This window comes from Streptomyces sp. SCSIO 30461 (genome assembly GCF_037023745.1).
Taxonomy (GTDB): domain Bacteria; phylum Actinomycetota; class Actinomycetes; order Streptomycetales; family Streptomycetaceae; genus Streptomyces.
In genome coordinates this window covers 1,876,701-1,901,307 of sequence record NZ_CP146101.1, presented here as the reverse complement: position 1 = coordinate 1,901,307, position 24,607 = coordinate 1,876,701, and the positions used below count along the sequence as shown (strand labels likewise).

19 protein-coding genes are annotated in these 24,607 nt (G+C 70.1%); 4 read left to right on the top strand and 15 right to left on the bottom strand.

What is annotated here, in order from left to right:
- Positions 1-74: 74 nt before the first annotated feature.
- From V1460_RS08615 to V1460_RS08575, 9 genes are all read right to left on the bottom strand, one after another.
- Positions 75-350 carry a dsRBD fold-containing protein gene (locus V1460_RS08615; RefSeq protein WP_338673135.1) on the bottom strand — a complete coding sequence of 92 codons (276 nt, stop codon included), beginning with the start codon at positions 348-350 and terminating at the stop codon, positions 75-77.
- On the bottom strand, positions 350-1,729 hold the full coding sequence (locus V1460_RS08610; protein WP_338673134.1) for a hypothetical protein: 1,380 nt from the start codon (positions 1,727-1,729) through the stop codon (positions 350-352). Before V1460_RS08610 ends, V1460_RS08615 begins: the two co-directional genes overlap by 1 nt.
- A gap of 93 nt (positions 1,730-1,822) precedes the next feature.
- Entirely contained in the window at positions 1,823-3,463 is a 1,641-nt protein-coding gene (gene cimA / locus V1460_RS08605; RefSeq protein ID WP_338673133.1) for a citramalate synthase, read from the bottom strand.
- Positions 3,464-3,907: 444 nt separating this feature from the next.
- Entirely contained in the window at positions 3,908-4,996 is a 1,089-nt protein-coding gene (locus V1460_RS08600) for a branched-chain amino acid aminotransferase (protein ID WP_338673132.1), read from the bottom strand.
- Between the two features lie 281 nt (positions 4,997-5,277).
- Positions 5,278-6,318: a 3-isopropylmalate dehydrogenase gene (locus V1460_RS08595; protein WP_338673130.1), complete on the bottom strand. Its 1,041-nt coding sequence runs from the start codon at positions 6,316-6,318 to the stop codon at positions 5,278-5,280.
- 231 nt (positions 6,319-6,549) lie between these two features.
- Entirely contained in the window at positions 6,550-6,681 is a 132-nt protein-coding gene (locus V1460_RS08590) for a hypothetical protein (RefSeq protein WP_338673129.1), read from the bottom strand.
- Positions 6,682-7,133: 452 nt separating this feature from the next.
- Complete coding sequence (locus V1460_RS08585; protein ID WP_338673128.1) at positions 7,134-7,373, bottom strand: hypothetical protein; 240 nt, start codon at positions 7,371-7,373, stop codon at positions 7,134-7,136.
- Positions 7,374-7,520: 147 nt separating this feature from the next.
- Positions 7,521-9,152: an L-glutamate gamma-semialdehyde dehydrogenase gene (gene pruA, locus V1460_RS08580; protein ID WP_338673126.1), complete on the bottom strand. Its 1,632-nt coding sequence runs from the start codon at positions 9,150-9,152 to the stop codon at positions 7,521-7,523.
- Between the two features lie 89 nt (positions 9,153-9,241).
- Positions 9,242-10,168 (bottom strand): proline dehydrogenase family protein, encoded by a 927-nt coding sequence (locus tag V1460_RS08575; protein ID WP_338673124.1) that lies wholly within the window; start codon positions 10,166-10,168, stop codon positions 9,242-9,244.
- A gap of 184 nt (positions 10,169-10,352) precedes the next feature.
- Here V1460_RS08575 and V1460_RS08570 point away from each other — a divergent pair, with 184 nt between their 5' ends.
- Positions 10,353-11,573, top strand: a complete 1,221-nt coding sequence (locus tag V1460_RS08570) for a helix-turn-helix domain-containing protein (protein WP_338673123.1) — start codon at positions 10,353-10,355, stop codon at positions 11,571-11,573.
- Positions 11,574-11,695: 122 nt separating this feature from the next.
- Here the strand turns inward: V1460_RS08570 and serA are convergent, their stop codons facing one another.
- The 6 genes from serA to V1460_RS08540 all read right to left on the bottom strand — a co-directional run bounded on the left by serA (position 11,696) and on the right by V1460_RS08540 (position 21,709).
- Complete coding sequence (gene serA / locus V1460_RS08565) at positions 11,696-13,297, bottom strand: phosphoglycerate dehydrogenase (RefSeq protein ID WP_338673122.1); 1,602 nt, start codon at positions 13,295-13,297, stop codon at positions 11,696-11,698.
- Positions 13,298-13,672: 375 nt separating this feature from the next.
- Entirely contained in the window at positions 13,673-14,674 is a 1,002-nt protein-coding gene (gene ilvC, locus V1460_RS08560; protein ID WP_338673120.1) for a ketol-acid reductoisomerase, read from the bottom strand.
- 121 nt (positions 14,675-14,795) lie between these two features.
- Positions 14,796-15,320, bottom strand: coding sequence for an acetolactate synthase small subunit (gene ilvN, locus V1460_RS08555; RefSeq protein WP_338673119.1), 525 nt, complete (start codon positions 15,318-15,320; stop codon positions 14,796-14,798).
- Between the two features lie 34 nt (positions 15,321-15,354).
- Positions 15,355-17,238, bottom strand: a complete 1,884-nt coding sequence (locus V1460_RS08550) for an acetolactate synthase large subunit (protein ID WP_338673117.1) — start codon at positions 17,236-17,238, stop codon at positions 15,355-15,357.
- A 210-nt stretch (positions 17,239-17,448) separates the two neighbouring features.
- Positions 17,449-20,328, bottom strand: coding sequence for an EAL domain-containing protein (locus V1460_RS08545; RefSeq protein WP_338673115.1), 2,880 nt, complete (start codon positions 20,326-20,328; stop codon positions 17,449-17,451).
- Between the two features lie 427 nt (positions 20,329-20,755).
- Positions 20,756-21,709, bottom strand: a complete 954-nt coding sequence (locus V1460_RS08540; RefSeq protein ID WP_338673114.1) for a 2-hydroxyacid dehydrogenase — start codon at positions 21,707-21,709, stop codon at positions 20,756-20,758.
- A gap of 76 nt (positions 21,710-21,785) precedes the next feature.
- Between V1460_RS08540 and V1460_RS08535 the strand changes: the two genes are divergently transcribed.
- The 3 genes from V1460_RS08535 (at position 21,786) to V1460_RS08525 (ending at position 24,455) form a co-directional block, all read left to right on the top strand.
- Positions 21,786-22,853 (top strand): aldo/keto reductase, encoded by a 1,068-nt coding sequence (locus V1460_RS08535; protein ID WP_338673112.1) that lies wholly within the window; start codon positions 21,786-21,788, stop codon positions 22,851-22,853.
- 223 nt (positions 22,854-23,076) lie between these two features.
- Complete coding sequence (locus V1460_RS08530) at positions 23,077-24,264, top strand: PQQ-dependent sugar dehydrogenase (protein WP_338673111.1); 1,188 nt, start codon at positions 23,077-23,079, stop codon at positions 24,262-24,264.
- A 14-nt stretch (positions 24,265-24,278) separates the two neighbouring features.
- The gene (locus tag V1460_RS08525; RefSeq protein WP_338673110.1) at positions 24,279-24,455 is read left to right on the top strand and encodes a DUF6191 domain-containing protein; all 177 of its coding nucleotides are present in this window, start codon (positions 24,279-24,281) and stop codon (positions 24,453-24,455) included.
- The last annotated feature ends 152 nt before the right edge of the window (positions 24,456-24,607 follow it).

The window sequence follows — 24,607 nt, the reverse complement described above, 5'->3', positions numbered from 1 at the left end:
GCCCGGCCATGCCACCCACGAACGGCCCGCCGCTCCGATCCTGCGGAGCGGCGGGCGAGGAGCGGCGGGCCGGGTCAGGCCCAACCCCTGAGTCGGGGCACCCGCTCCCCCGTGCGCGTCTCGATCTCCGCTGCCACCTCGTGCAGCAACCCATGACTGACCCCGCCGAGCGCCCGCGCGACAGCGAGCTCATCACCGATGTGAGGGACGTCCTGATCGGCGCGATTGCGGTGGGCCGTGCCCTCGCCGACGAACACCTCGGCGTTCTGGCCCCGCAGCCGGGCCTCGGCCACCGTGGTGCGATCGCTTTCCGTGATGACGATCTCGACATTCCACTTCTTGGTCCGCATCAGAAACCTCCACCCACGTCGAAGCCACCGCCGCCGCCCCAGTCGCCCCCGCCGCCACCCCAGTCACCGCTACCGTCGGAGAAGCCGCCGTCGGATGAGCCGTGGTTCCCGCCCGGGAAGTCGCCGCCGAAGTCCCCGCCTCCGTATTCGGCGGCGTACGCCGGAGTGGACAGCGCACTGCCGAGGAGGGTGCCCGCGAGCAGCCCCGGCAGCAGCCCGCCGCCGAAGTAGCCACCCGCCCAGGGACCGTAAGCCGGGCCTGCCTCCCAATAGGGGCGACGCCCGGAGTCCGTCGCGACCTCGCGGGCCATCGGGTCCACCCCGTCCGCCAACCGGGCCGCGTCGGCGGCGCAGACCGGGACCCGGCGCGCGGAGCCCGCGGCCGGTGCCCACCGCACGTCCGCGGTGGACGGGCCGTGCCGAGGATCGAAGAAGCAGGGCGCCCTGCGCTCGGGGAGCGGGTGCCCCTCGCGCCGGGCCGCGAGGACGGCGAGCGAGAATCGGCCCTCCTCCAGCGCCTCCGTGACCGGGCGCACCTCATGCGGACGGGTGGCGGCCGCCATCGCGGACTTGGCCTTCTCGTAGGCGTCGAGGGCGCGTTCGTAGTCGGCGCGCATCGCGTCGTCGGCGCCCGGCTCGGCCGGATGAAAGTCCAGCCTGTCCAACTCCTCGCCGTACGCGGTGATGTCCTCGTCCACGACGACCCGCAGCTTCTCCAGCGCCGCCCGCTCCTCCTCGGCACGCCTGCGGCGTCCACGGAGGACGAAGGCGTACGCGCCGACGGCTCCGACGACGAGGACCGCACCGAGTGCGAGGAGCGCGCCCACGCCCGACGTTCGCGTGCCCGAGTCGGCTCCGTACCAGGTGGCGGGGGCGGTGCCGCGTACGGCGGGCAGCGCCTGGTCGACGAAGTTGCCGAGCTCGGTGGCGGCGTCGACACCCGGGGCCCTCACCCCTGCCACGATGCTCCGCACCTCGTCCCTGGGCATCACCGCCCGGTCCGCGCCCGCGTCGAAGCCGTCGCCGAGACGGACCCCGTACAGCCCGGCGATCCCGGTCGCGGCACGCAGCTGACCGAGTACACGGTCCGCGGGGAAGGCGGAGCTCTCCGGTAGTACGGCGATGAAGACGGGCCGGTCCGCGTCCTTGATCTTCCGGGCCAGCGCCTCCTGGTCAGCCTCGGACAGCTGGGAACGGGCACCGGGATCGACGTATACGGGCCCCTGCTTCAGCGCCTGGGCGGCGTCGGAGATCCCGGTGGAACCGACACCGGCACCGGAAGCCGGTGCCGGTGTCATAGCCACGGCGAGCAGCAGCACGAGCGCCAGCCCCGCGAGGGCCGCCAGCGCCGACAGAAGGGGGGACGGCCTGGTCCTCATAGTCCGACGCTACCCGAGCTGGGCAATTTATGACATAGATGAAATAACGATCGGCAGGCCCGCCGCGCCCGCCCGTCGGCCCACCGCGTCGGCCTACTCCGCCGGCTCCACCCCGGCTCTGAGCAGCCCGTAGGTGTACGCGTCCTCCAACGCCTGCCAGGAGGCCGCGATCACGTTGTCGGCGACCCCGACCGTCGACCACTCGCCCTTGCCGTCGCTGGTCGTGACGAGCACCCGGGTCGTGGAGTCCGTGCCGTGGCGGCCCTCCAGGATGCGCACCTTGTAGTCGACCAGCTCCAGCTTGGCGAGCTGGGGGTAGATACGTTCCAGCCCGACGCGCATCGCCCGGTCCAGGGCGTTGACCGGGCCGTTCCCCTCGGCGGTCGCGACGATCCGCTCGCCTTTGGCCCAGAGCTTCACGGTGGCCTCGTTGGCGTGGGTGCCGTCGGGGCGGTCCTCGACGATGGCGCGCCATGACTCCGTCCGGAAGTAGGTACGCGGCTTGCCCACCTCCTCGCCGCGCAGCTCCTGGCGCAGCAGCAGCTCGAAGGAGGCGTCAGCCGCCTCGTAGGTGTAGCCCCGCAGCTCACGCTCCTTGACCCGCTCGACCACCCGGCCCAGCAGCTCGCGGTCCCCGCCCAGGTCGACCCCGAGCTCCTTGCCCTTGAGCTCGATGGAGGCACGGCCCGCCATGTCGGAGACCAGCATCCGCATGGTGTTGCCGACCCGCTCGGGATCGATGTGCTGGTAGAGGTCCGGGTCGACCTTGATCGCCGAAGCGTGCAGACCCGCCTTGTGCGCGAAGGCCGAGACGCCCACGTACGGCTGATGCGTGGACGGGGTCAGATTGACGACCTCGGCGATGGCGTGCGAGATCCGGGTCATCTCCCGGAGCGCGCCGTCGGGCAGCACCCGCTTGCCGTACTTCAGCTCCAGTGCGGCGACGACCGGGAAGAGGTTGGCGTTGCCGACGCGCTCACCGTACCCGTTGGCGGTGCACTGGACGTGGGTGGCGCCCGCGTCCACGGCGGCCAGGGTGTTGGCCACGGCGCAGCCGGTGTCGTCCTGAGCATGGATTCCGAGGCGGGCGCCGGTGTCCGCGAGCACGGTGGCGACCACGGCCTGGACCTGCGCGGGCAACATGCCGCCGTTGGTGTCGCAGAGGATCACCACTTCGGCACCCGCCTCGGCCGCTGCACGGACAACGGCCTTGGCGTATCCCGGGTTGGCCTTGTATCCGTCGAAGAAGTGCTCGCAGTCCACGAACACCCTCCGGCCCTGTTCCGTCAGGTAGGAGACGGTGTCGCGGACCATCGCGACGTTCTCGTCCAAGGTCGTGCGCAGGGCCAGCTCGACATGCCGGTCGTGGGACTTCGCAACGAGGGTGATCACGGGGGCGCCGGAGTCGAGCAGAGCCTTGACCTGCGGGTCTTCCGCTGCGGATCCGCCGGGGCGGCGGGTGGCGCCAAAGGCAACCAGTTGGGCGTTGCGGAACTGGATGTCCTCGCGGGCCCGGGCGAAGAACTCGGTGTCGCGCGGATTGGCACCGGGCCAGCCACCCTCGATGAAGCCGACGCCGAACTCGTCCAGGTGGCGGGCGATGGTCAGCTTGTCTGCGACCGTCAGGTTGATGCCCTCACGCTGGGCGCCGTCGCGCAGGGTGGTGTCGAAGACGTGGAAGCCGTCATCGGGCCTGGTCCGGGCATCATCGAAGCTGGTGCCTGTCGTGGTCATGGCGGTGGTGACTCCTGTCGGAAGAGTGGATCCGTAAGCTCCGGAACTTCTGGCTCCACTTGCTCCATCGTCGCGCGCCTGCCGCCTTCGGCCGGGGTGTGGCCGGAAAACGAAAAAACCCCTCGCGGGTGCGAGAGGTCTGCGCGCGGGTCTGGAGCATGGTGCCACTGCCGCGGGGGTTGCTGCCCTGGTCAGTGATCACTGCGGACCGGCGCGCTGCTGCCGATAATCATGGCGAATGCGAGCACGGTGGAAGTGTGCCACAAAGCGGCACGGCCATGGACAGGGGTCTCACCATACGGGCGCCCGCGTGCCGCGCCCGACTCCCCCTGACGGCGAAGGCTCCGGCGGTCAGCACGCCGGAGCCTTTCACCACGAGGCCCTGGGGCCTTCACCCGTTCGTACGGGGCCCTCCCCTCGGTGACAGGGCCCAGAGGACAGGGCCTAGTCGAGCGTGTGCACCCAGCCGTGCCGGTCCTCCGCGGCCCCCGTCTGGATCGCGAGGAGTGCCTTGCGCAGTTCCAGTGTCACCGCGCCGGGCTGTCCGTCGCCCTGCGTCCACTCGCCCCCTGCGGTCTTGACCATCCCGACCGGAGTGATCACCGCGGCCGTACCGCAGGCGAAGACCTCCCGGAGCGCGCCGTTCTCGGTGTCGCGCCGCCAGTCATCGATGGAGATCCGGCCCTCCTCGGACTCATAGCCGAGATCGCGGGCCAGCTTGAGCAGGGAGTCCCGGGTGACACCGGCGAGGAGGGAACCGGTGAGCTCCGGGGTGACGATCTTGTTCTCGTAGACGAAGCAGAGGTTCATACCGCCCAGCTCCTCGACCCAGCGGTGCTCGACCGCGTCGAGGTAGGCGACCTGCTCGCAGCCGTGCTCGGCCGCTTCGGCCTGGGCGAGCAGGGACGCCGCGTAGTTGCCGCCGGTCTTGGCGTCGCCGATGCCGCCCGGGACCGCGCGGACCCGGTCCTCGGAGACCCAGATGGAGACGGGCTTGACACCCCCGGGGAAGTAGGCGCCGGCCGGGGAGGCGATGACGATGAAGAGGTACTCGTTGGCGGGGCGCACCCCGAGGCCGACCTCGGTCGCGATCATGAACGGGCGCAGATAGAGCGAGGATTCGCCGCCGTGTGCCGGGACCCAGTCGATGTCCTGCTGGACCAGAGCGTCACAGGCGTCGATGAAGGTCTCGACGGGCAGCTCCGGCATGGCCATCCGGCGGGCCGAACCCTGGAAGCGCCGGGCGTTGGCGTCGGGGCGGAAGAGGGCGACCGAGCCGTCGGGCCCGCGGTAGGCCTTCAGGCCCTCGAAGATCTCCTGCGCGTAGTGCAGAGTCATGTTCGCGGGGTCGATCGAGAGCGGGGCGTACGGCGTGAGCTGGGCATCGTGCCAGCCACGGCCCTCCGTCCACTTGATCGTCACCATGTGGTCGGTGAAGTGGCGCCCGAATCCGGGGTCGGCCAGGATCGCCTCGCGCTCCGCGGCCGACAGGGGACTCGATGAGGGCTTGAGCTCGATCGGGGTGGTCGTCATGTCTGCGTGTCCTTCACCTTTTGTGTGTGACGGACCGCCTGCACGTCTGTCCGGAAACGCCCTGCGCTACCGGTATGGCTTGCTCACAGCTGGTACCGGTACCAGGACGTCCGAGCTTCCCCGTACCGTGCGGCCCCACGCCCGATTATCGCAGGGCGCGGATGGGCGGTGCGGAGTGGTGTGCGTGCGGCCCATGGCTCGATGGTGGCACCCGGAGGCCGCACAGGAGAAGCCGCCGGGTCGCTTGACCCGGCGGCTTCGATGTGTCTGAAGTCGACGGGTCAGCCCGCTGCCCGTACGGCGAGCGCGTCGCCGATCTGGTCGGTGGTGCGGGCGGTACCGTCCCGTTCGGCCAGGTCGGCGGCGACGGCTTCCTCGATACGGACGGCCTCGCCCTCGTAACCGAGGTGGCGCAGGAGGAGGGCGACGGACAGGACCGTGGCCGTGGGGTCGGCCTTGCCCTGGCCCGCGATGTCCGGCGCCGAGCCGTGCACGGGCTCGAACATGGACGGGTACGCGCCGGTCGGGTTGATGTTGCCGGACGCGGCCAGGCCGATGCCGCCGGTCACGGCGGCGGCGAGGTCGGTGAGGATGTCGCCGAAGAGGTTGTCGGTGACGATGACGTCGAAGCGCTCCGGCTGGGTGACGAGGAAGATCGTCGCCGCGTCGACATGCAGGTAGTCGGTGGTGACCTCGGGGTATTCCTGAGCCACCCGGTTGAAGATCTTCGTCCACATGTGACCCGCGTGGACGAGGACGTTGTTCTTGTGCACCAGCGTCAGCTTCTTGCGGGGGCGCGCGTCGGCCCGCTCGAACGCGTCGCGGACCACCCGTTCGACGCCGTACGCGGTGTTGACGCTGACCTCGGTGGCGACCTCGGCGGGCGTGCCGCTGCGCAGCGAGCCGCCGTTGCCCGTGTACGGGCCCTCGGTGCCCTCTCGGACCACGACGAAGTCGATGTCGGGGCGGCCGGCGAGCGGGGTCGCGGTGTTCGGGAAGAGCTTCGACGGACGCAGATTGACGTAGTGGTCGAAGGCGAAACGCAGCTTGAGCAGCAGCCCGCGCTCCAGCACGCCGGACGGCACGGACGGGTCGCCCACCGCGCCGAGCAGGATCGCGTCGTGCTGCTTGAGCGCCTCCAGCTCCGCGTCCGGAAGGGTTTCCCCGGTACGGTGCCAGCGCTGGGCACCGAGGTCGTACTCCCTGGTCTCAAGCTTCACATCGTCAGGGAGCACGGATGTGAGGACCTTGAGGCCCTGGGACACGACCTCCTGGCCGATGCCATCACCGGGAATCACTGCGAGATTGAGGCTGCGAGACATACCGGCACCGTACTCCCCGTCCCAGCGTATGACACGCCCCGTCCATCATGCGGACGGAATCCTCGGACACCGGGTGCTGCGCGTCGCATGCGTTCCTGTCTGCATGGTTCGCCTTGCCTGCGTGGTTCGCGCCGTCCGCACCGGCACACACACGCGTCGCACCGGCTGCTCAAGCCTCCGCCCCGCGACGGAGGCTTGAGCAGCCGGTGCGGCCCTCACCCTGACGATGGGTCAGTGGCCGGTCTGGCCGCCGTTGTCCCGGCGGTCAAGGGCGCGCTGGAGAGCGGCGGCGGCGTTCTTGCGGTCGGCGTCGGTCACCCGGGGGGTGTGGCGGACACGGCGGCGGAGGGTCGTCTCGGACATGGTGATCGACTCCTTGAGATCGAGAGCCGTGCGCAACCGCACGGCATATCTGCGAGGGGCCGGAAGAGGCGGGGAGCGGGCCGCAGGGATTGCCTGCACGAGGGCACCGGCTCGCGACCGCCATTCGCTGGATCTAGCGAGACGTTCGGCTCCTACAAAAGTAGGGGAGTCCGAGCGCCGTGTCTCTACAGTTAGTCGGACTTCCTACTATCTGAGACGCGCCAATGAATCAGTGCAGGTCGGAGGACTGCCGCGTTACGCCGAACGCATCGGCACAGGTCACCCCTACGGCCAGAAGGCTCAAGGGCTCCGAGGAGCAGTCCGGATCCCGACGGTGGCCCCGAGGTCGGGCCGCCCCGTGGCCCGGCCAAGCCGAGCGGGGGCACGCCCTGCGGACCCACGGGAGCCGTTCCAGGGGCTCCAGGCACCCATCGGACCCCGGCGCGGAGTGCTCAGGTCGCGGTGACCTTCTCCAGGTACACCGCCATCCGGCCCACCCAGCCGGTGAACTCATCGCGGCTGTGTGGCTGCGCCCCGCACAGCGCGGCAACCTGCGGATCCGTGAGCCGGTGCGGTCCCGCCCCGTCCAGCAAGCGGTACAGGTCCCGCATGAGGGACGCGAGCCGCCGGGCGTCGGCGTGATCGATCGCGTCGACCCCGTGGCCGGAGCCGAGCGTGGTGGAACCGGGCATGGTGTGCCTCCTCGGCGCGACCCCCCTGCCTTCTCCAGCAGCCTAAGCCCGGTGAACGTGAGCCGCCCCCGGCCGGTACGGGGGAAGCCGGCAGGGGGCTGGGGTCACGGGGCCTCGGAGCGCTGTGCCCCGGGGCCGGGGGCGGGGTCAGCCCATGTGGGGGTACGTGTAGTCGGTCGGAGGGACCAGCGTCTCCTTGATCGCGCGGGTCAGCGTCCAGCGCATCAGGTTCTGCGGGGCCCCGGCCTTGTCGTTCGTACCGGAGGCACGGCCGCCGCCGAAGGGCTGCTGGCCGACGACGGCGCCGGTCGACTTGTCGTTGATGTAGAAGTTGCCCGCGGCATAGCGGAGCTTCTCCATCGCGTCGGCTGCGGCGGCCCGGTCACCGGCGATGACCGAGCCGGTCAGCGCGTACGCGGACACCGACTCCATCTGCGCCAGCATTTCCTCGTACTTCTCGTCCGCGTAGACGTACACCGCGAGGATCGGGCCGAAGTACTCGGTCGTGAAGACCTCGTTCTCCGCGTCGGTGCACTCGATGACGGTCGGGCGGACGAAGTAGCCCACCGAGTCGTCGTAGGTGCCGCCCGCGACGACCGTGCAGCTCGGATCGGCCTTGGCGCGGTCGATGGCGGCCTTGTTCTTGGCGAAGGCGCGCTCGTCGATGACGGCGCCGATGAAGTTCGTCAGGTCGGTGACATCGCCCATCCTGATGGCGTCGACCTCGGAGGCGAACTCCTCCTTGAAACCCGAGTTCCAGATGGAGGCCGGGATGTACGCACGCGAGGACGCGGAGCACTTCTGGCCCTGGAACTCGAAGGAGCCCCGGGTCAGCGCGGTCTTCAGGATGGCGCGATCGGCGCTCGGATGGGCGACGACGAAGTCCTTGCCGCCCGTCTCGCCGACGATCCTCGGGTAGGAGCGGTACTTCTCGATGTTGTTGCCGACCGTCTTCCACAGGTGCTGGAAAGTCTTGGTCGAGCCGGTGAAGTGGATACCCGCGAGGTCCGGGTGGTTGAGTGCCACCTCGGAGACGGCGATGCCGTCGCCCGTCACCAGGTTGATGACGCCCTTGGGCAGACCGGCCTCCTCCAGCAGCCGCATCAGCAGCACGGCGGCGTGGGTCTGCGTCGGAGACGGCTTCCAGACCACCACATTGCCCATCAGGGCGGGAGCGGTGGGCAGGTTGCCCGCGATCGCCGTGAAGTTGAACGGGGTGATCGCGTAGACGAAGCCCTCCAGCGGACGGTGGTCCAGGCGGTTCCACACGCCCGGAGAGTTGGCCGGAGGCTGCTCGGCCAGGATCTGGCGGGCGTAGGCGACATTGAAGCGCCAGAAGTCCACCAGCTCGCAGGGGGTGTCGATCTCGGCCTGCTGCGCGGTCTTGGACTGACCCAGCATGGTCGAAGCGGCCATCGTCTCGCGCCAGGGGCCTGCCAGCAGTTCGGCGGCGCGCAGGATGATCGCGGCGCGGTCGTCGAAGGACATCGCGCGCCACGCCGGAGCGGCGGCGAGCGCGGCGGCGACGGCGTCCTGCGCGTCCTGGCGGGTGGCACCGCGGAAGGTGCCGATGACGGCCTGGTGGTTGTGCGGCTGGACGACCTTGAACTCCTCGCCGCCGCCCATCCGCCGCACGCCGTCGATGGTCATCGGAAGGTCGATCGGGTTCTCGGCCAGCTCCTTGAGCTTGGCCTCGAGCCGCGCGCGCTCGGGCGAACCGGGGGCGTACCCCTGGATCGGCTCGTTGACCGGGGCGGGGACCTGGGTCACAGCGTCCATGAGTTCCGTTGCTCCTTTGGAGAGGGATGGGAGGGCTCGGTACTGGGGCCCTGGGGTCGGATCTGGGTCGTTGCCCGGTGAGATCCAGGTCAGTTCTTGGTGATCATCGAGCGCACGAAGAACAGCAGGTTGGCCGGCTTCTCAGCCAGACGGCGCATGAAGTAGCCGTACCAGTCGGTGCCGTACGCCGTGTAGACGCGCATCCGGTGGCCCTCGGCCGCCAGCCGGAGGTGTTCGTCGCTGCGGATGCCGTACAGCATCTGGAACTCGTACTCGTCCAGTTTGCGCCCGGCACGCCGCGCGAGCTCCTGTGCGATCGAGATCAGCCGCGGGTCGTGGGACCCGATCATCGGGTACCCCTGTCCCTCCATCAGAATCCTCAGGATGCGGACGTACGCCTTGTCGATCTCCGACTTGTCCGGATACGCGACGGACCCGGGCTCCTTGTACGCGCCCTTCACCACCCGTACCCGGCTGCCGGCGGCGGCGAGCCGGCGGGCATCGGCCTCGGTGCGGAACAGATAGGCCTGGATGACGCAGCCGGTCCCCGGGAAGTCCTTCCGCAGTTCCTCGTGGATCGCGAACATCGAGTCGAGGGTGGTGTGGTCCTCGGCGTCGAGCGTGACGGTGGTGCCGATCTCCGCGGCGGCCTCGACCACCGGGCGGACGTTGGCGAGCGCGAGTTCATGGCCGCCGTCGAGGGACTGGCCGAACATCGACAACTTCACCGACATCTCGACCCTGGCGCCCAGGTCCAACTCCTTGAGGCGCCCGATCAGCTCCAGATAGGCGTCACGGGCGGCCGCGGCCTGCTCGCGGGTGGTGATGTCCTCGCCCACCACGTCCAGCGTCACCTCGAGTCCGCGGCTGGTCAGATCCACGACGATCGGGATGACCTCATCGACTGTCTCACCGGGGATGAACCGGTTGACGACGGGCTTGGTCACCGGGGCCGCGGACACCAGACGGCGCAACATGCCGCTGCGCGACGCGGCGAGGATCACGGGACCCAGCACGGGGCACCTCCACGGAAGGGGGTCGAGGACGGCCGGAACCGGATGGTCCGGGATCGGCACGGGGGAACCACCGTGAAACCTAAATATCGCTCCGTGAGCGTGCCATCGACAGCTGTCACGCATCCGTGTCCCGCACTTCAGACATTTGTCTGAAGCAGAGGTGGTCCGATGGGAGAATGTGCGGGTGAAGGGCGATTACCAAGAGCTGGTGGACGAGATCTCGGCCTTGCTGGGCGCCCCCGCGACCCTGGAGGACCGCGACTTCGCACTGATCGCCTTCGGCGCACACGACAGCGAGGACGACAGCGCGATGGACCCGGTCCGTACGCGCTCCATCCTGACCAGGAAGTCCACCCCGGCCGTCCGCTCCTGGTTCGAGGGCTTCGGCATCGCGCGGGCGACCGGCCCGGTGCGCATCCCGGCGGCCCCGGATGCGGGCGTGTTCCGCGACCGGCTGTGCCTGCCCGTCCGCCATCGCGGGGTGGTACTCGGCTATGTCTGGCTGCTGGACACCGAGCCGGGTCCTGCGCGGGACAGGATGGACGCCGCCATGGAGGTGGCTGAACGGATCGGAGTGCTGCTCGCGGACGAGGAGCGGGTCGGTGCTGATCTGTCTCGGGAACTGCGCGCGGCGCTGACCGCGGAGCGCGACTGGCAGTACGACCTTGCTCTCGCCACGCTGCGCACCGCCCTCGGCCCGGACGCGGACGGACCCCACACCCTGGTCTGTGTGGCGCCGTGGAACTCACCGGACGCTCCCTCCGCGCGAACGGTCCCGGGTGTGTCCGCGCTGTGCCTGATGCCGTGGCCATGGTCCGGCGGCCCACGCGGCGCCGCCGGTCAACCGGAAGGACCAACCGCCGACCAGCCCCGGTCACCCCGTTCCGCTGCGCCCCGGCCCCCTCGCCCGCCCCAGGCGCTCGCCGCGCTCGTACGGCTGCGCTCCCCGGAGTCCCCCGGTCCCGCGCACTCGGCTGCCGGACGGCTCGGCGGCAGCGCGGGAGTGGCGCTTCCCCGCCGTGGCATCGGCGAACTGCGCGTCTCCTGGCGCGAGGCCTCGGCAGCGGCCCGTGTCGCACAGGCCTGGCCCCGCCTCGGCCCGGTCGCGGACTGGTCCGTCATCGGCCCCTACCGGCTGCTCACCGCCCTGCCCCGGGCATCGGCGCCGGATCCCGCCGTGAGCCCCCTGCTCGGGCCCGCGCACGGCGAACTTGCCCGTACGGCAGAGGTGTACCTGGACTGCGCCGGGCAGGCGGGGCGTGCGGCCTCGGAGCTCGGCATCCATCGTCAGACGCTCTACTACCGGCTCTCCCGGGTCGAGCAGCTCACCGGGCTGGATCTGGACAAGGGCGAGGACCGGCTGCTGCTGCACATGGCGCTCAAGTCGGCCAGGCTCCAACGCTGAGGGCCGGGGCCGATCCGCCGATCCCGGGACCGCAGCGCACCCGCCGCGTGAGCGGCGGGTGCGTGCACAGAGCGAATGCGCTCAGCCGATGTGAACCGGCGTCAGCCGTCCTCCGTCGGCCCTCAGTCGGCCAGGTTGACCGAGCGGGCCGCGGTCGCGCCGATCTCTTCCGCGATCTCGGACAGCACCTGCGCCGGGACGGTGTCGTCCACGGTGAGCACGACCAGCGCCTCGCCGCCCTCCGACTGCCGTGCGACCTGCATACCCGCGATGTTGAGACCCGCCTCGCCGAGGATCCGGCCGACGGTGCCGACGACACCCGGACGGTCCTCATAGCGCGCCACGACCATGTGGTCGGCCAGCGCCAGGTCGATGTCGTAGTCACCGACGGCGACGATCTTCTGGAGGTGCTTGGGACCGGCCAGGGTGCCGGAAACGGCGATCTCCTCGCCGCCGGACAGCGTGCCGCGCACGGTCACCACATTGCGGTGGTCCGGGGACTCGGAGCTGGTGGTGAGCCGGACCTCGACTCCGCGCTCCTGGGCGAACAGCGGAGCGTTCACGTAGGACACGGTCTCGTCGATCACGTCCTCGAACACGCCCTTGAGCGCGGACAGCTCCAGCACCTTCACATCGTGCTGGGTGATCTCGCCGTAGACCTCGACGTCCAGCCTGACGGCCACCTCGCCCGCCAGGGCGGTGAAGATCCGGCCGAGCTTCTCTGCGAGCGGCAGGCCCGGGCGCACGTCCTCGGCGATCACACCGCCCTGGACATTGACCGCGTCCGGCACCAGTTCACCGGCCAGGGCCAGCCGCACCGACTTGGCGACCGAGATCCCGGCCTTTTCCTGCGCCTCGTCCGTGGACGCGCCGAGGTGCGGGGTGCAGACGACCTGATCGAACTGGAACAGCGGGGAGTCCGTGCAGGGCTCCTTCGCATAGACATCGAGGCCGGCGCCGGCGACCCGGCCCTCCTTGAGCGCGCTGAACAGTGCCTCCTCGTCCACGATCCCGCCGCGGGCGGCGTTGACGATGCGGACGGTCGGCTTGACCTTGTGCAATGCCTCGTCGCCGATCAGCCCGAGCGTCTCCGGCGTCTTCGGGAGGTGGACGGTGATGAAGTCCGCCGTCTCCAGGAGCTCGTCCAGTGCCAGCAGCTTGACGCCCATCTGGGCCGCGCGCGCGGGCTGGACATAGGGGTCGTAGGCGACGACCTTCATACCGAAGGCAGCCATCCGCTGGGCGACCAGCAGACCGATCCGGCCGAGGCCGACGACGCCGAGGGTCTTCTCGCTGAGCTCGACGCCGGTGTACTTCGAGCGCTTCCACTCACCGTTCTTCAGCGCGGTGTTGGCCTGCGGGATGTGGCGCGCGGTGGCGACGATCAGACCGCAGGCCAGCTCGGCTGCGGTGATGATGTTGGAGGTCGGGGCGTTGACGACCATCACGCCGGCCTTGGTTGCGGCGGAGACGTCGACGTTGTCCAGGCCGACACCGGCACGGGCGATGACCCGCAGCCTGCGCGCCGCGGCGATGGCCTCGGCGTCGACCTTGGTGGCGGAGCGGACGAGGATCGCGTCGACGTCGGCGATGGCGGGCAGCAGCTCGGCGCGGTCCGCGCCGTTGCAGTGCCGGATCTCGAAGTCCGGGCCGAGTGCGTCGACTGTCGCGGGTGACAGCTCTTCGGCGATGAGTACGACGGGTTTGCGGGGCGCAGTGCTCACGTGTGTCCTCACTGGTCCTGATGGCGCCCCCGTGCTCGGAGAGCCACGAGGGAAGACGGCCGTCCCGACGGCCGCCTGGCGGTGGAGGGGCTAGCCGCGTGGAAGACGCACGACGCTGTGGGCCTGACCTGACGCGTATATATCGACCACTCTAGTGGTGATGGGGGGATGGTTTCCCGCCTTGGCGGAAGGATCACCCATCCGTGTCGAACCCGGGGCCGGCGACGTACACGATGACGCGTCGGGCGACCTGTCCGACCGCGTGCGGCGGGTCCCCCCGGGAGGACCCGCCGCACCGAGGCGTTTGGCGCCGCCATTCGTTCGGATCTTGCCGGGCTCGCGTGCCCTGGTGCGGCCTGACCCGAACGGAGGACCCTACGCCTCCTCGTTGTCCACCCAGCTCATGAGCTTGCGCAGCTCCTTGCCCGTGGTCTCCAGGAGGTGGTTCTCGTCCTGGGTCTTGTACTCGTTGTACTTCTTCAGGCCGCCGTGGTACTCGTCCATCCAGTTCTTGGCGAACGTGCCGTCCTGGATCTCGGCGAGGACCTTCTTCATCTCGGCCTTGGTCTGGTCCGTGATGATGCGCGGGCCGGTGATGTAGTCGCCCCACTCGGCGGTCTCGGAGACCGACCAGCGCATCTTCTCCAGGCCGCCCTCGTACATCAGGTCCACGATCAGCTTGAGCTCGTGGAGGCACTCGAAGTACGCGATCTCGGGCTGGTAGCCGGCCTCGACCAGGGTCTCGAAGCCCGCCTTCACCAGCGCGGCGGTACCGCCGCAGAGCACGGCCTGCTCACCGAACAGGTCGGTCTCGGTCTCCTCGGTGAAGGTGGTCTTGATGACGCCGGCACGGGTGCCGCCGATGCCCTTGGCGTAGGAGAGCGCCAGGGCGAAGGCGTTGCCGGTCGCGTCCTGCTCGACACCCGCGATGCAGGGGACGCCGCGGCCCTCCTCGTACTGGCGGCGGACCAGGTGGCCCGGGCCCTTGGGAGCGACGAGCGCGACATCCACACCGGCCGGAGGCTTGATGAAGCCGTAGCGGATGTTGAGGCCGTGGCCGAAGAACAGGGCGTCGCCGTCCTTCAGGTTGTCCTTGATGGACTCCTCGTACACCTGGGCCTGGATCGGGTCCGGGACGAGGATCATGATGACGTCGGCCTCGGCGGCGGCCTCCGACGGCGTCACCACGCGCAGACCCTGCTCCTCGGCCTTGGCCTTGGACTTGGACCCCTCGTGCAGACCGACGCGGACGTCCACACCAGAGTCACGGAGCGACAGCGCGTGGGCGTGGCCCTGGCTGCCGTAGCCGATGACCGCGACCTTGCGGCCCTGGATGATGGACAGGTCGGCGTCGTCGTCGTAGAACAGCTCGGCCACTGGGTTTCTCCTTGGTTTTCTGGTGTTGCGTCCACCGTACGGCGGCGAGGGGAAGGATGGACTTCGGGTCTCGGCATCCGGGCGGGTGGCCTGGACACAGGCCCTGGCCCGGACACCGGCGTCACGCGCTGCGGTCGAGGGCGCGCAGGCTGCGATCGGTGATGGACCGGGCGCCGCGCCCTATGGCGATCGTGCCGGACTGGACGAGCTCCTTGATGCCGAACTGCTCCAGCATCTTCAGCATGGCCCCCAGCTTGTCACTCGATCCGGTGGCCTCGATGGTGACGGCCTCGGGCGAGACGTCCACGGTCTTGGCACGGAACAGCTGGACGATCTCGACGATCTGGGAGCGGGTCTCGTTGTCGGCGCGGACCTTCACCAGGACCAGCTCGCGCTGGACTGCGGAGCTCGGCTCCAGCTCCACGATCTTCAGCACGTTGACCAGCTTGTTGAGCTGCTTGGTCACCTGCTCCAGCGGGAGGTCCTCCACATTGACGACGATGGTGATGCGGGAGATGTCCGGGTGCTCGGTGACGCCGACGGCGAGCGAGTCGATGTTGAAGCCGCGGCGGGAGAACAGCGCGGCGATCCTGGCGAGGATGCCCGGGGTGTTCTCCACCAGGACGGAGAGCGTGTGCTTGGACATGGTCGTGGTGTCTCTCTCTACTCTCGCTGGTCGCTCAGTCGTCTTCGTTGTCGCCGAAGTCGGGGCGGACCCCACGGGCGGCCATGACCTCGTCGTTGGAGGTGCCTGCGGCGACCATCGGCCACACCATGGCGTCCTCGTGCACGATGAAGTCGACCACGACCGGGCGGTCGTTGATCGCGTTGGCTTCGGCGATGACCTTGTCCAGATCGGCCGGGTCCTCGCAGCGCAGCGCGACACAGCCCATCGCCTCGGACAGCTTGACGAAGTCCGGGATGCGGGTGCCCTTGCGGGGCGAGGTGGACGCGCCGAGCTGGGAGCCGGTGGTGTGGTGGCCCGTCTCGTCAGAGTGCAGCACGGTGCTCGAGTAGCGCTCGTTGTAGAACAGCGTCTGCCACTGCCGGACCATGCCCAGAGCACCGTTGTTGATGATCGCGACCTTGATCGGGATGCCGTTCAGCGCGCAGGTGACCAGTTCCTGGTTGGTCATCTGGAAGCAGCCGTCGCCGTCGACCGCCCAGACGGTGCGGTCAGGCATGCCTGCCTTGGCCCCCATGGCGGCCGGGACCGCGTAGCCCATGGTGCCCGCTCCACCGCTGTTCAGCCAGGTCGCCGGCTTCTCGTAGCCGATGAAGTGGGCGGCCCACATCTGGTGCTGGCCGACGCCCGCCGCGAAGATCGTGTTCTCGGGGGCGAGCCGGCCGATGCGCTGGATGACCTGCTGCGGCGAGAGGCTGCCGTCCTCCGGCACGTCGTAGCCCAGCGGATAGGTCTCGCGCCAGCGGTTGAGGTCCTGCCACCAGGCGGTGTAGTCGCCGGTGTGGCCGTCGTTGTGCTCGGCCTGGACGGCCTGGATGAGGTCGGCGATGACCTCGCGCGCGTCGCCGACGATCGGGACGTCGGCAGCGCGGTTCTTGCCGATCTCGGCGGGGTCGATATCGGCGTGCACGATCTTGGCGAACGGGGCGAAGCTGTCCAGCTTGCCGGTGACCCGGTCGTCGAAGCGCGCACCGAGGGCGACGATCAGATCGGCCTTCTGGAGGGCGGTGACAGCGGTGACCGCACCGTGCATGCCCGGCATTCCCACGTGCAGCGGGTGGCTGTCGGGGAAGGCGCCCAGCGCCATCAGCGTGGTGGTGACCGGGGCGTTGGTGAGCTCGGCGAGGATCCTGAGCTCACCGGTGGCGCGGGCCTTGAGGACACCGCCGCCGACGTACAGCACGGGGCGCTTGGCCTGAGTGATCAGCCGGGCGGCCTCGCGGATCTGCTTGGCGTGCGGCTTGGTGACGGGCCGGTAGCCGGGCAGGTCGGTCCCCGGGGGCCAGCTGAAGGTGGTCTGCGCCTGGAGGGCGTCCTTGGCGATGTCGACCAGGACCGGGCCGGGGCGTCCGGTGGCGGCGATGTGGAAGGCCTCGGCGATCGTCCTCGGGATGTCCTCGGCCTTGGTGACCAGGAAGTTGTGCTTGGTGATCGGCATCGTGATGCCGCAGATGTCCGCCTCCTGGAAGGCGTCCGTACCGATGGACTTGCTGGCGACCTGGCCGGTGATCGCGACCAGCGGGACCGAGTCCATATGGGCGTCGGCGATCGGGGTGACCAGGTTGGTGGCACCCGGCCCCGAGGTGGCCATGCACACTCCGACCTTGCCCGTGGCCTGCGCGTAGCCCGTCGCGGCGTGGCCAGCGCCCTGCTCGTGGCGGACCAGGATGTGGCGGACCCGGGAGGAGTCCATCAGCGGGTCGTACGCGGGGAGGATGGCGCCGCCGGGGATACCGAAGACGGTGTCGGCCCCGACTTCCTCGAGAGAGCGGATGAGGGACTGCGCGCCAGTGACGTGCTCGACGGCGGAGGTCCCTCCGCCGGTACGGGCTCGCGGCTGCGGATGGTGGGCCCCGGTGGCCTGCTCGGTCATCGGCATTCTCTTCTCGAAGCTGAGGGTTTTTGCGGGGATTTTGCGGGGTGGGGCGCCGTGCCGGTGCAACAAAAAACCCCTCGTGCCGTGAGGCAAGCGAGGGGAGCGCGCCGGTGCGATACAGGCCTGTGCAAGGGCCTGCTAGCCGACGCGCTTTCCAAGTACGAGAATTCGGGTGCGCATGGCACTGACCCTCCACCCGACGCACGGTCACTGTCAAGTGGGTGGGACAGGCGTCTCATTATTTGAGCGGGTTGGCTGACGTCCGATGAGGTCGGAGCCTGTGGGTGCCGCCGACCCGGCCGGGAGGCAGCCACCGCTGAGAACCGGCCAGGCTCCGGGAACGTCCGGTCCGGGCACCGGATACTCACCGCGCACCAGCGCACGGCGGAGCCGGTACTCGTCCAGCGGTCCCGAGAACGCCGCGCCCTGGCCGTGGGTGCAGCCCATGGCGCGCAGGGCGAGCACCTGCTCGGGCTCGTCCACACCGTCCGCCACGGACTCCATCCCGAGGTCGCAGGCGATCCTCAGCAGTCCGGCGGTGATCTTGTGCAGCCTGGCCGATTCCACCACACCCTCGACCAGCCCGCGGTCGAGTTTCAGCACATCCAGGGGCAGTCTACGCAGGGCGTTGATCGCCGCGTATCCGCTGCCGAAGCCGTCCAGGGCGATCCGGGCCCCGAGGCGGCGCAGGGTCAGCAGGCGCTGCTCCAGTTCGTCGAAGGAGATCCGCGGGTCGCTGTCGGCGATCTCCAGCACGAGCGCACCCGAGGGGAGCCCGTGCCGGGTGAGCGACGCCTCGATGGAGCCGAGCGGAATCGACCGGTCGAGCAGTCGTCGCGCGGACAGCCGGAGGATGACGGGGACGTCATGGCCGAGGCGACTGCGCTCGGCGGCCTGTTCGACCGCCTCTTCGAGGAGCCTGCGGCCGGGCTCCGCCGGGCTGCCGCCACCGTCCTCGGACAAGCGGAGGAATTCGGCCGGTGTGAAGAGGATGCCCTGGGCGGACCGCCAGCGCGGCTGGGCGGCGACGGCGGTGATCCGCCCGGTGTCGAGGCTGACCACGGGCTGGTGGAGCAGTACGGACTCGCCATCATGGCGGGAGCGGCGCGCCCGGCCCGGGTGCTCTCCCCGGCGGCCAGTGTCGGTCTGCATCTGGGGCACGTAGAGCTCGACCCGGTCCTTGCCCGCCGCCTTGGCCCGGTACATCGCCAGGTCGGCGTGGCGCAGCAGATCGCCCGCGGTGATCCCGGGCTCGGCGAAGGCCACGCCGATGGACGCGGCGACCCGGACCTCGTTGCCGTCGACGCGATAGGGCTGGGAGAGCGTCTGGCGCAGCCGATCCGCGATCTCCTGCACCTGCCGCTGGTGTGCCGCGAGGTCCCTGGCGCCGTGGCCGAGGATGAGCGCGGCGAACTCGTCGCCGCCGAGCCTGGCGGCCGTGTCGCCCGCCCGCACCGACTCCTGGAGCCGGCGTGCGGCCTGGATGAGCAGTTCGTCGCCGGCCTGGTGGCCGAGCCGGTCGTTCACCGCCTTGAATCCGTCCAGGTCGATGAAGAGCACGGCGGTCCCCGCGTCACCGGCCCTGCGGCCGCCGAGCGCCTGGCGCACGCGCTCGGTGAACAGCGCACGGTTGGGCAGGTCGGTGAGCGGATCGTGTTCGGCGTTGTGCTGGAGCTGCGCCTGGAGGCGCACGCGCTCCGTGACGTCCCGGCTGTTGAAGATCAGCCCGCCCTCATGGCGGTTGACCGTGGACTCCACGTTGAGCCAGTGACCGGTGCCGGACCTGAAGCGGCACTCGATGCGGGTGGTGGGCTCGTCGGACTGCCGGGCGGCCAGAAACCGGCGCACCTCGTGGACCACACGCCCCAGGTCCTCGGGGTGGATCAGCGAGGCCAGCTCGGAGCCGATGAGTTCGTCCGCGTCCCGCCCGTACACTCCCGCGGCCGCCGGGCTGACATAGCGCAGGACACCGGTCGGTGCGGCGATCATGATGACGTCGCTCGAACCCTGGACGAGGGAACGGAAATGGTTCTCCTTCTGGGCCAGCTCATGGGTCAGCGCGATGTTGTCCAGCAGCATGATGCCCTGGCGGACGACCAGCGCCAGGACGACCGTGCAGCCGGTGATCAGCACCACCCGGTCCACCCGGCGGCCCTCTGTCACGTTGTAGAGGATCCCCAGAGTGCAGACGGCAGCCGCCAGATAGGGCGTGAGGGCCGCGAGGGAGCCGGTGATGGGGCGACTGAAGGCCGGATGACCGGGGGGTCTGGGCCCGCGCGACTGGGCCGCGCCCGCCTCCATCCTGCGCACCCCCCAGGGCGCGTAGGCGAGCAGCAGCGATCCGGCGAACCAGCCGGCGTCGAGCAACTGGCCGGAGCGGTAGCTCTCGCGCAGCAGCGGGGAAGTGAACAGGGCATCGCAGAGCACGGTGAGGGCGAGGGCCGCGATCGCGGTGTTGATGGCCGGGCGGCTGGCGTTGGACCGTCTGAAGTGCAGGGCCAGGACCATGCTCACCAGGACGATGTCCAGCAGCGGGTAGGCGAGCGACAGCGCCGCCTCCGTGACGGTCTCGCCCTGGGTGTGCGCGGTGTGCGCCAGCGCGAGGCTCCAGGAGAGGGTGAGCAGGGAACCGCCGATCAGCCAGGAGTCCAGGGCGAGGCAGACCCATCCGGCCCGGGTCACCGGGCGCTTGGCGAGCACGAGCAGACCGACGATGGCCGGTGGTGCGAAGCAGAGGAAGAAGACGTCGGCGAGGGAGGGGCTCGGCACCTTCACGCCCAGCACCACCTCGTACCAACCCCATACGGCGTTTCCGCACGAAGCCATGGCGGAGGAGACCGCGAACAGTATCCATGCGGGCCGAAACCGCACGCCCCGCGTGCGGGCGTGGAGGAAGCAGGAGACCGCGGCGAGCAGTGCGGCGAAGCTCAGTCCGAAGTCGCCCATGATCATGGCGAGTTGCTGGGAGCCCCAGCCGAGCGCAGCACCGGTGGCGTAGCCGCCGCTGGCCACCACCAGCAAGACCCGGGGCAGCCGGCTCTGACCGCCGTCGGAGACGGGCGAGCGCGTCAGCACGGCTCCCCGGGACGTCACCGCCCCACTCCTGCCAGGCTCAACCGGCTCCGCCCTCCGGAACGGCACTTCGGCAGGCGCCGCAGGGCGCGCCTCGGTGCCCCCGGGGCCGGTCTGCGCGAGAGTGGTCGGCGGCTCGGATGGTTCGCCGGATTGCCGCTCGGATGGTCGGTCGGATTGCTGCTCGGATTGCTGGTCCATTGGCCGTGCATCGCCCGTCGCCCCCTCGAAGTCCTGAACGCTCCGGTAGCGCCGCCCCGTATACGACGCAGCCCCCAAGTCGGGACGATACACCAGTCTCGTCACTCAGCGACAGGGTTTCTCTACGCTGAGTGACGACTTGCGGTCGCCGCCAACACGCGTAGCATCCGGATGACTTCACTGAGTGTCGGCCCGTAGTACCCGCCCGTCTACAGGGCGCGCCGGGGAGGGACTTGTGAAGGGCTTGTCAGCGTGTGGTGAGGACCACGTTGTGCAGCGGGCCCCCGGCCGCGAACCGGCGCAACTGGTCCCTCATCAGACGCTTGGCGCGCGGCATGAACGCCGAGGTGGAGCCCCCGACATGAGGGCTGATCAGCACGCCTCGGGCATGCCACAGGGGATGCCCCGGCGGCAGGGGTTCCGGGTCGGTGACGTCGAGGGCGGCGGTGATCCGGCCGGTGGCGGTCTCGTCGATCAGGGCCTCGGTGTCCACGACCGGCCCGCGAGCGACGTTCACCAGCAGGGCGCCGTCCCTCATCCGGCGCAGGAAGTCGGCGTCCACCAGGTGACGGGTGGCTGGGGTGAGCGGAGTCGAGAGGATCACCACGTCCGCTTGCGGGAGCAGGAGCGGCAGCCGGACGAGTGGGTGCACCTCACCGCGCGCCGTTGCACGTGCGGAGCGCGCGACGCGCGCCACCCGCGCGCATTCGAAGGGAGTGAGCCGGTCCTCGATGGCCGCGCCGATCGAGCCGTAGCCGACGATGAGCACGGACTTGTCCGCGAGCGCGGGATAGAAACCGGCCCGCCACTCCTCCTCCCGCTGGCCTTCCACGAAGCGGGGAATGCCCCTCAGCGAGGCCAGGACGAGGGCGAGTGCCAACTCGGCGGTACTCGCTTCGTGCACACCCTTGGCGTTGCAGAGGGACACGCCCGCGCGCAACGAGCCGAGTCCCGGCTCCACATGGTCGATACCGGCGCTGAGGGTCTGGACGACCTGAACGGACGTCATGGCGGCGAGCGGCCGTACCGCGACCTCGGTGGGCTTCAGGTAGGGGACGACATAGAAGGCGCAGTCGGCCGGATCGGCGGGGTACTTCTCGCCGCCGTCCCAGAACCGGTAGGTGAACCCCGACCCCTCCGGGGTGGGCAGTCCCTCGATCTCATCGGCCTCGACGGGGAGCCAGACGTCTGCTGCGTTCATGGTCAGGAGGCTATGCGATCCGCGACGGCGCCCAGAGGTTAGTTTGGGGGGCGGCACGAGGAGGGGTACGGGCAAGGTGGAGCGCAGGACAATCGGCGCGGGGGCGCTCGAAGTGGGCGCGGTCGGCCTCGGCTGTATGCCGATGAGCTGGGCTTACACCAGATCACAGCAGCGCAGCGACCGTTCACTGCGCACCGTGCACGCGGCGCTCGACGCCGGAGTGAGTCTGCTCGACACCGCCGACATGTACGGACCTTTCACCAATGAACTGCTGCTCGGCCGAGTGCTGAAGGAGCGGCGACGGGACGCGTTCGTTTCGACGAAGGTCGGACTGCTCGTGGGCGGTGACCAACACGTCGTGGCCAACGGGCGCCCCGGATATGTCCGGCGGGCATGCGACGCCTCGCTGCGACGGCTCGGCACCGATGTGATCGATCTCTACCAGCTCCACCGGGCGGATCCGGAGGTGCCCGTCGAGGAGACCTGGGGCGCCATGGCCGAGCTGGTCCAGGCGGGCAAGGTGCGTGCGCTCGGGCTCTGCGCCGTGGGGGCGCACACGGCACGCCGTTCCGGTGCGGGCACGGGTGCCGCCCGGCCCGGCCGGTCGGGCACTGCGGGACGGTACGCGGGCGGCACGGAGTCCGGTCACCATGCGGGAACGATTCGTCAGCTGGAACGCATACAACAGGTGTTCCCCGTCAGCGCGGTCGAGGCCGAACTGTCGGTGTGGTCGCCCGAAGCACTGGCGGACCTGCTTCCCTGGTGCGAGGCACGCGGCGTGGGCTTTCTGGCGGCGATGCCGCTGGGCAGCGGATTCCTCACCGGGACGCTGACGCCCGGCAGCGGCTTCGAGCCGGACGACCCGAGGGCCCGGCATCCCCGGTTCACCGCGGAGATGATGGCGGCGAACCAGCCGGTGGTGGCAGGACTTCGTCGGATCGCACGACGACACGGCGACGGGACGACCGCGGCGCAGGTGGCACTCGCCTGGGCGCGCGGCCAGGGCCGGCACGTGGTGCCCCTGCCGGGCGCCAAACAGGAGCGCTGGGCCATGGAGAACGCGGCGGCCGTCGGCCTCGCGCTGACCGCTCGGGACCTGGCCGAGATCGCGGACCTGCCAGCTGCCAGGGGATCCTGGGACTGAGGCTACGGACCGAGACCCTGGGGCCGGCGGGAATGTTCCGTTCCCGGCCGACGGACCGAACCCGTCCCGCTCGCCGAACGCGCTGGTGCCCGGCCCCCGTATTCGTGATCCTTGGCGAATACGGTAACGCCGGGGACCGCCGTGGCGTATGAACAGGGCACGGGGCCGCTCCACGGCACCGAGCCAGTCCGAACCGTCCGCAGTCCGGTGAAGGGACACCACAGTGCAACGTCCAGCCGCGACGGCCGTACTGGTCGCAGCCGCCCTGCTCGCCGCGGGCTGCACGTCCGGCGGCGCCGGCACCGCTCAGGACGGCGGCCGCGACAACACGCCGCCCGGCTCCCCTGCCGCCTCCCCCGGCTCCCCCGGCTCCCCCGCCGCCTCCGCTCCGACCGCACCGCCCGCCAGGGGTTCGGTGCGGGTGGCATCGACCCTGACGAGGGATCTGAAGTCGCCGTGGGGGCTGGCCGCGCTGCCCGACGGCGATCTGCTGGTGTCATCCCGCGACGAGGGCACCATCACCCGGATCGACGCCGCCAACGGCAGGCAGACCGAGATCGGCTCGGTGCCCGGAGTCGCCCCGGGCGGTGAAGGCGGGCTGCTCGGCCTGGCGGTCTCCCCGTCCTTCGCGTCCGACCGCCTGGTGTACGCCTACTTCACGACGGAGTCGGACAATCGCATCGCCCGCATGCTGTACGACGAGAAAAAGCCCGCGGGACAGCAGCTCGGAGCGCCGGACACCGTCCTGAGGGGCATCCCGAAGGGGACCGTCCACAACGGGGGCCGGATCGCCTTCGGCCCCGACCGGATGCTCTACGCCGGCACGGGCGAGACCGGCGATACGGGCCTCGCTCAGGACAAGGAGTCCCTCGGCGGCAAGATCCTTCGGATGACCCCGGACGGGCAGCCGGTGCACGGCAATCCCTGGGCCGAATCCCTGGTGTACTCCTACGGGCACCGCAATGTGCAGGGTCTCGCCTGGGATTCCGGGGGGCGGCTGTGGGCATCCGAGTTCGGTCAGAACACCTGGGACGAACTGAACCTCATCGAGCCGGGCAGGAACTACGGCTGGCCCGAGGTGGAGGGCAAGGGAGGGCACTCCGGCTTTGTGGACCCGGTGGCGCAGTGGCGTACCGACGAGGCTTCGCCCAGTGGGATCGCGTATGCCGGGGGCTCGATCTGGATGGCCGGGCTGAGGGGCGAGCGCCTCTGGCGGATTCCGCTGGCCGGTACGGAACCTTCGGCGGCCCCCCAGGCGTTCCTCCGGGGTGAGTACGGTCGGCTGCGCACGGTTCTGCCGGTCGTCGGGGCCGGGGGCGCCACGGCCGTCTGGCTGGTCACCAGCGAGACGGACACCAGAGGCACACCCGGGGCGGGGGACGACAAGGTCCTGCGGCTTGAGGTCGAGTGAGAGGTGGGCGGCCTGTGTTCAATCTGATCGAGCAGCTCTTCGCACCCAGCCGCAAGCACACCGACGACGAGCGCAACCGGCTCCAGTTGACGAGGGTGGACGTCGGCGACGGGGATCCCGGGCACGGTGAGATAGACCTCGCCTCGGGCAAGGTGGTCATCCGGCCCCGGCGCGAGGCACCCGGGACCTGACGGTGCGGGTGAGCCTGGGCCGGGTGAGCCCCGCACCCCGGCCGCCGAGGACTCCCACGGCGGGCTCGTCCCCGCGAACGGGGTGCCACGATCCGGGCACGTCGAGGGCGAAGCCCACTGCGGCGCTTCTCGGGAAGAGCCGCAGCCGGTGA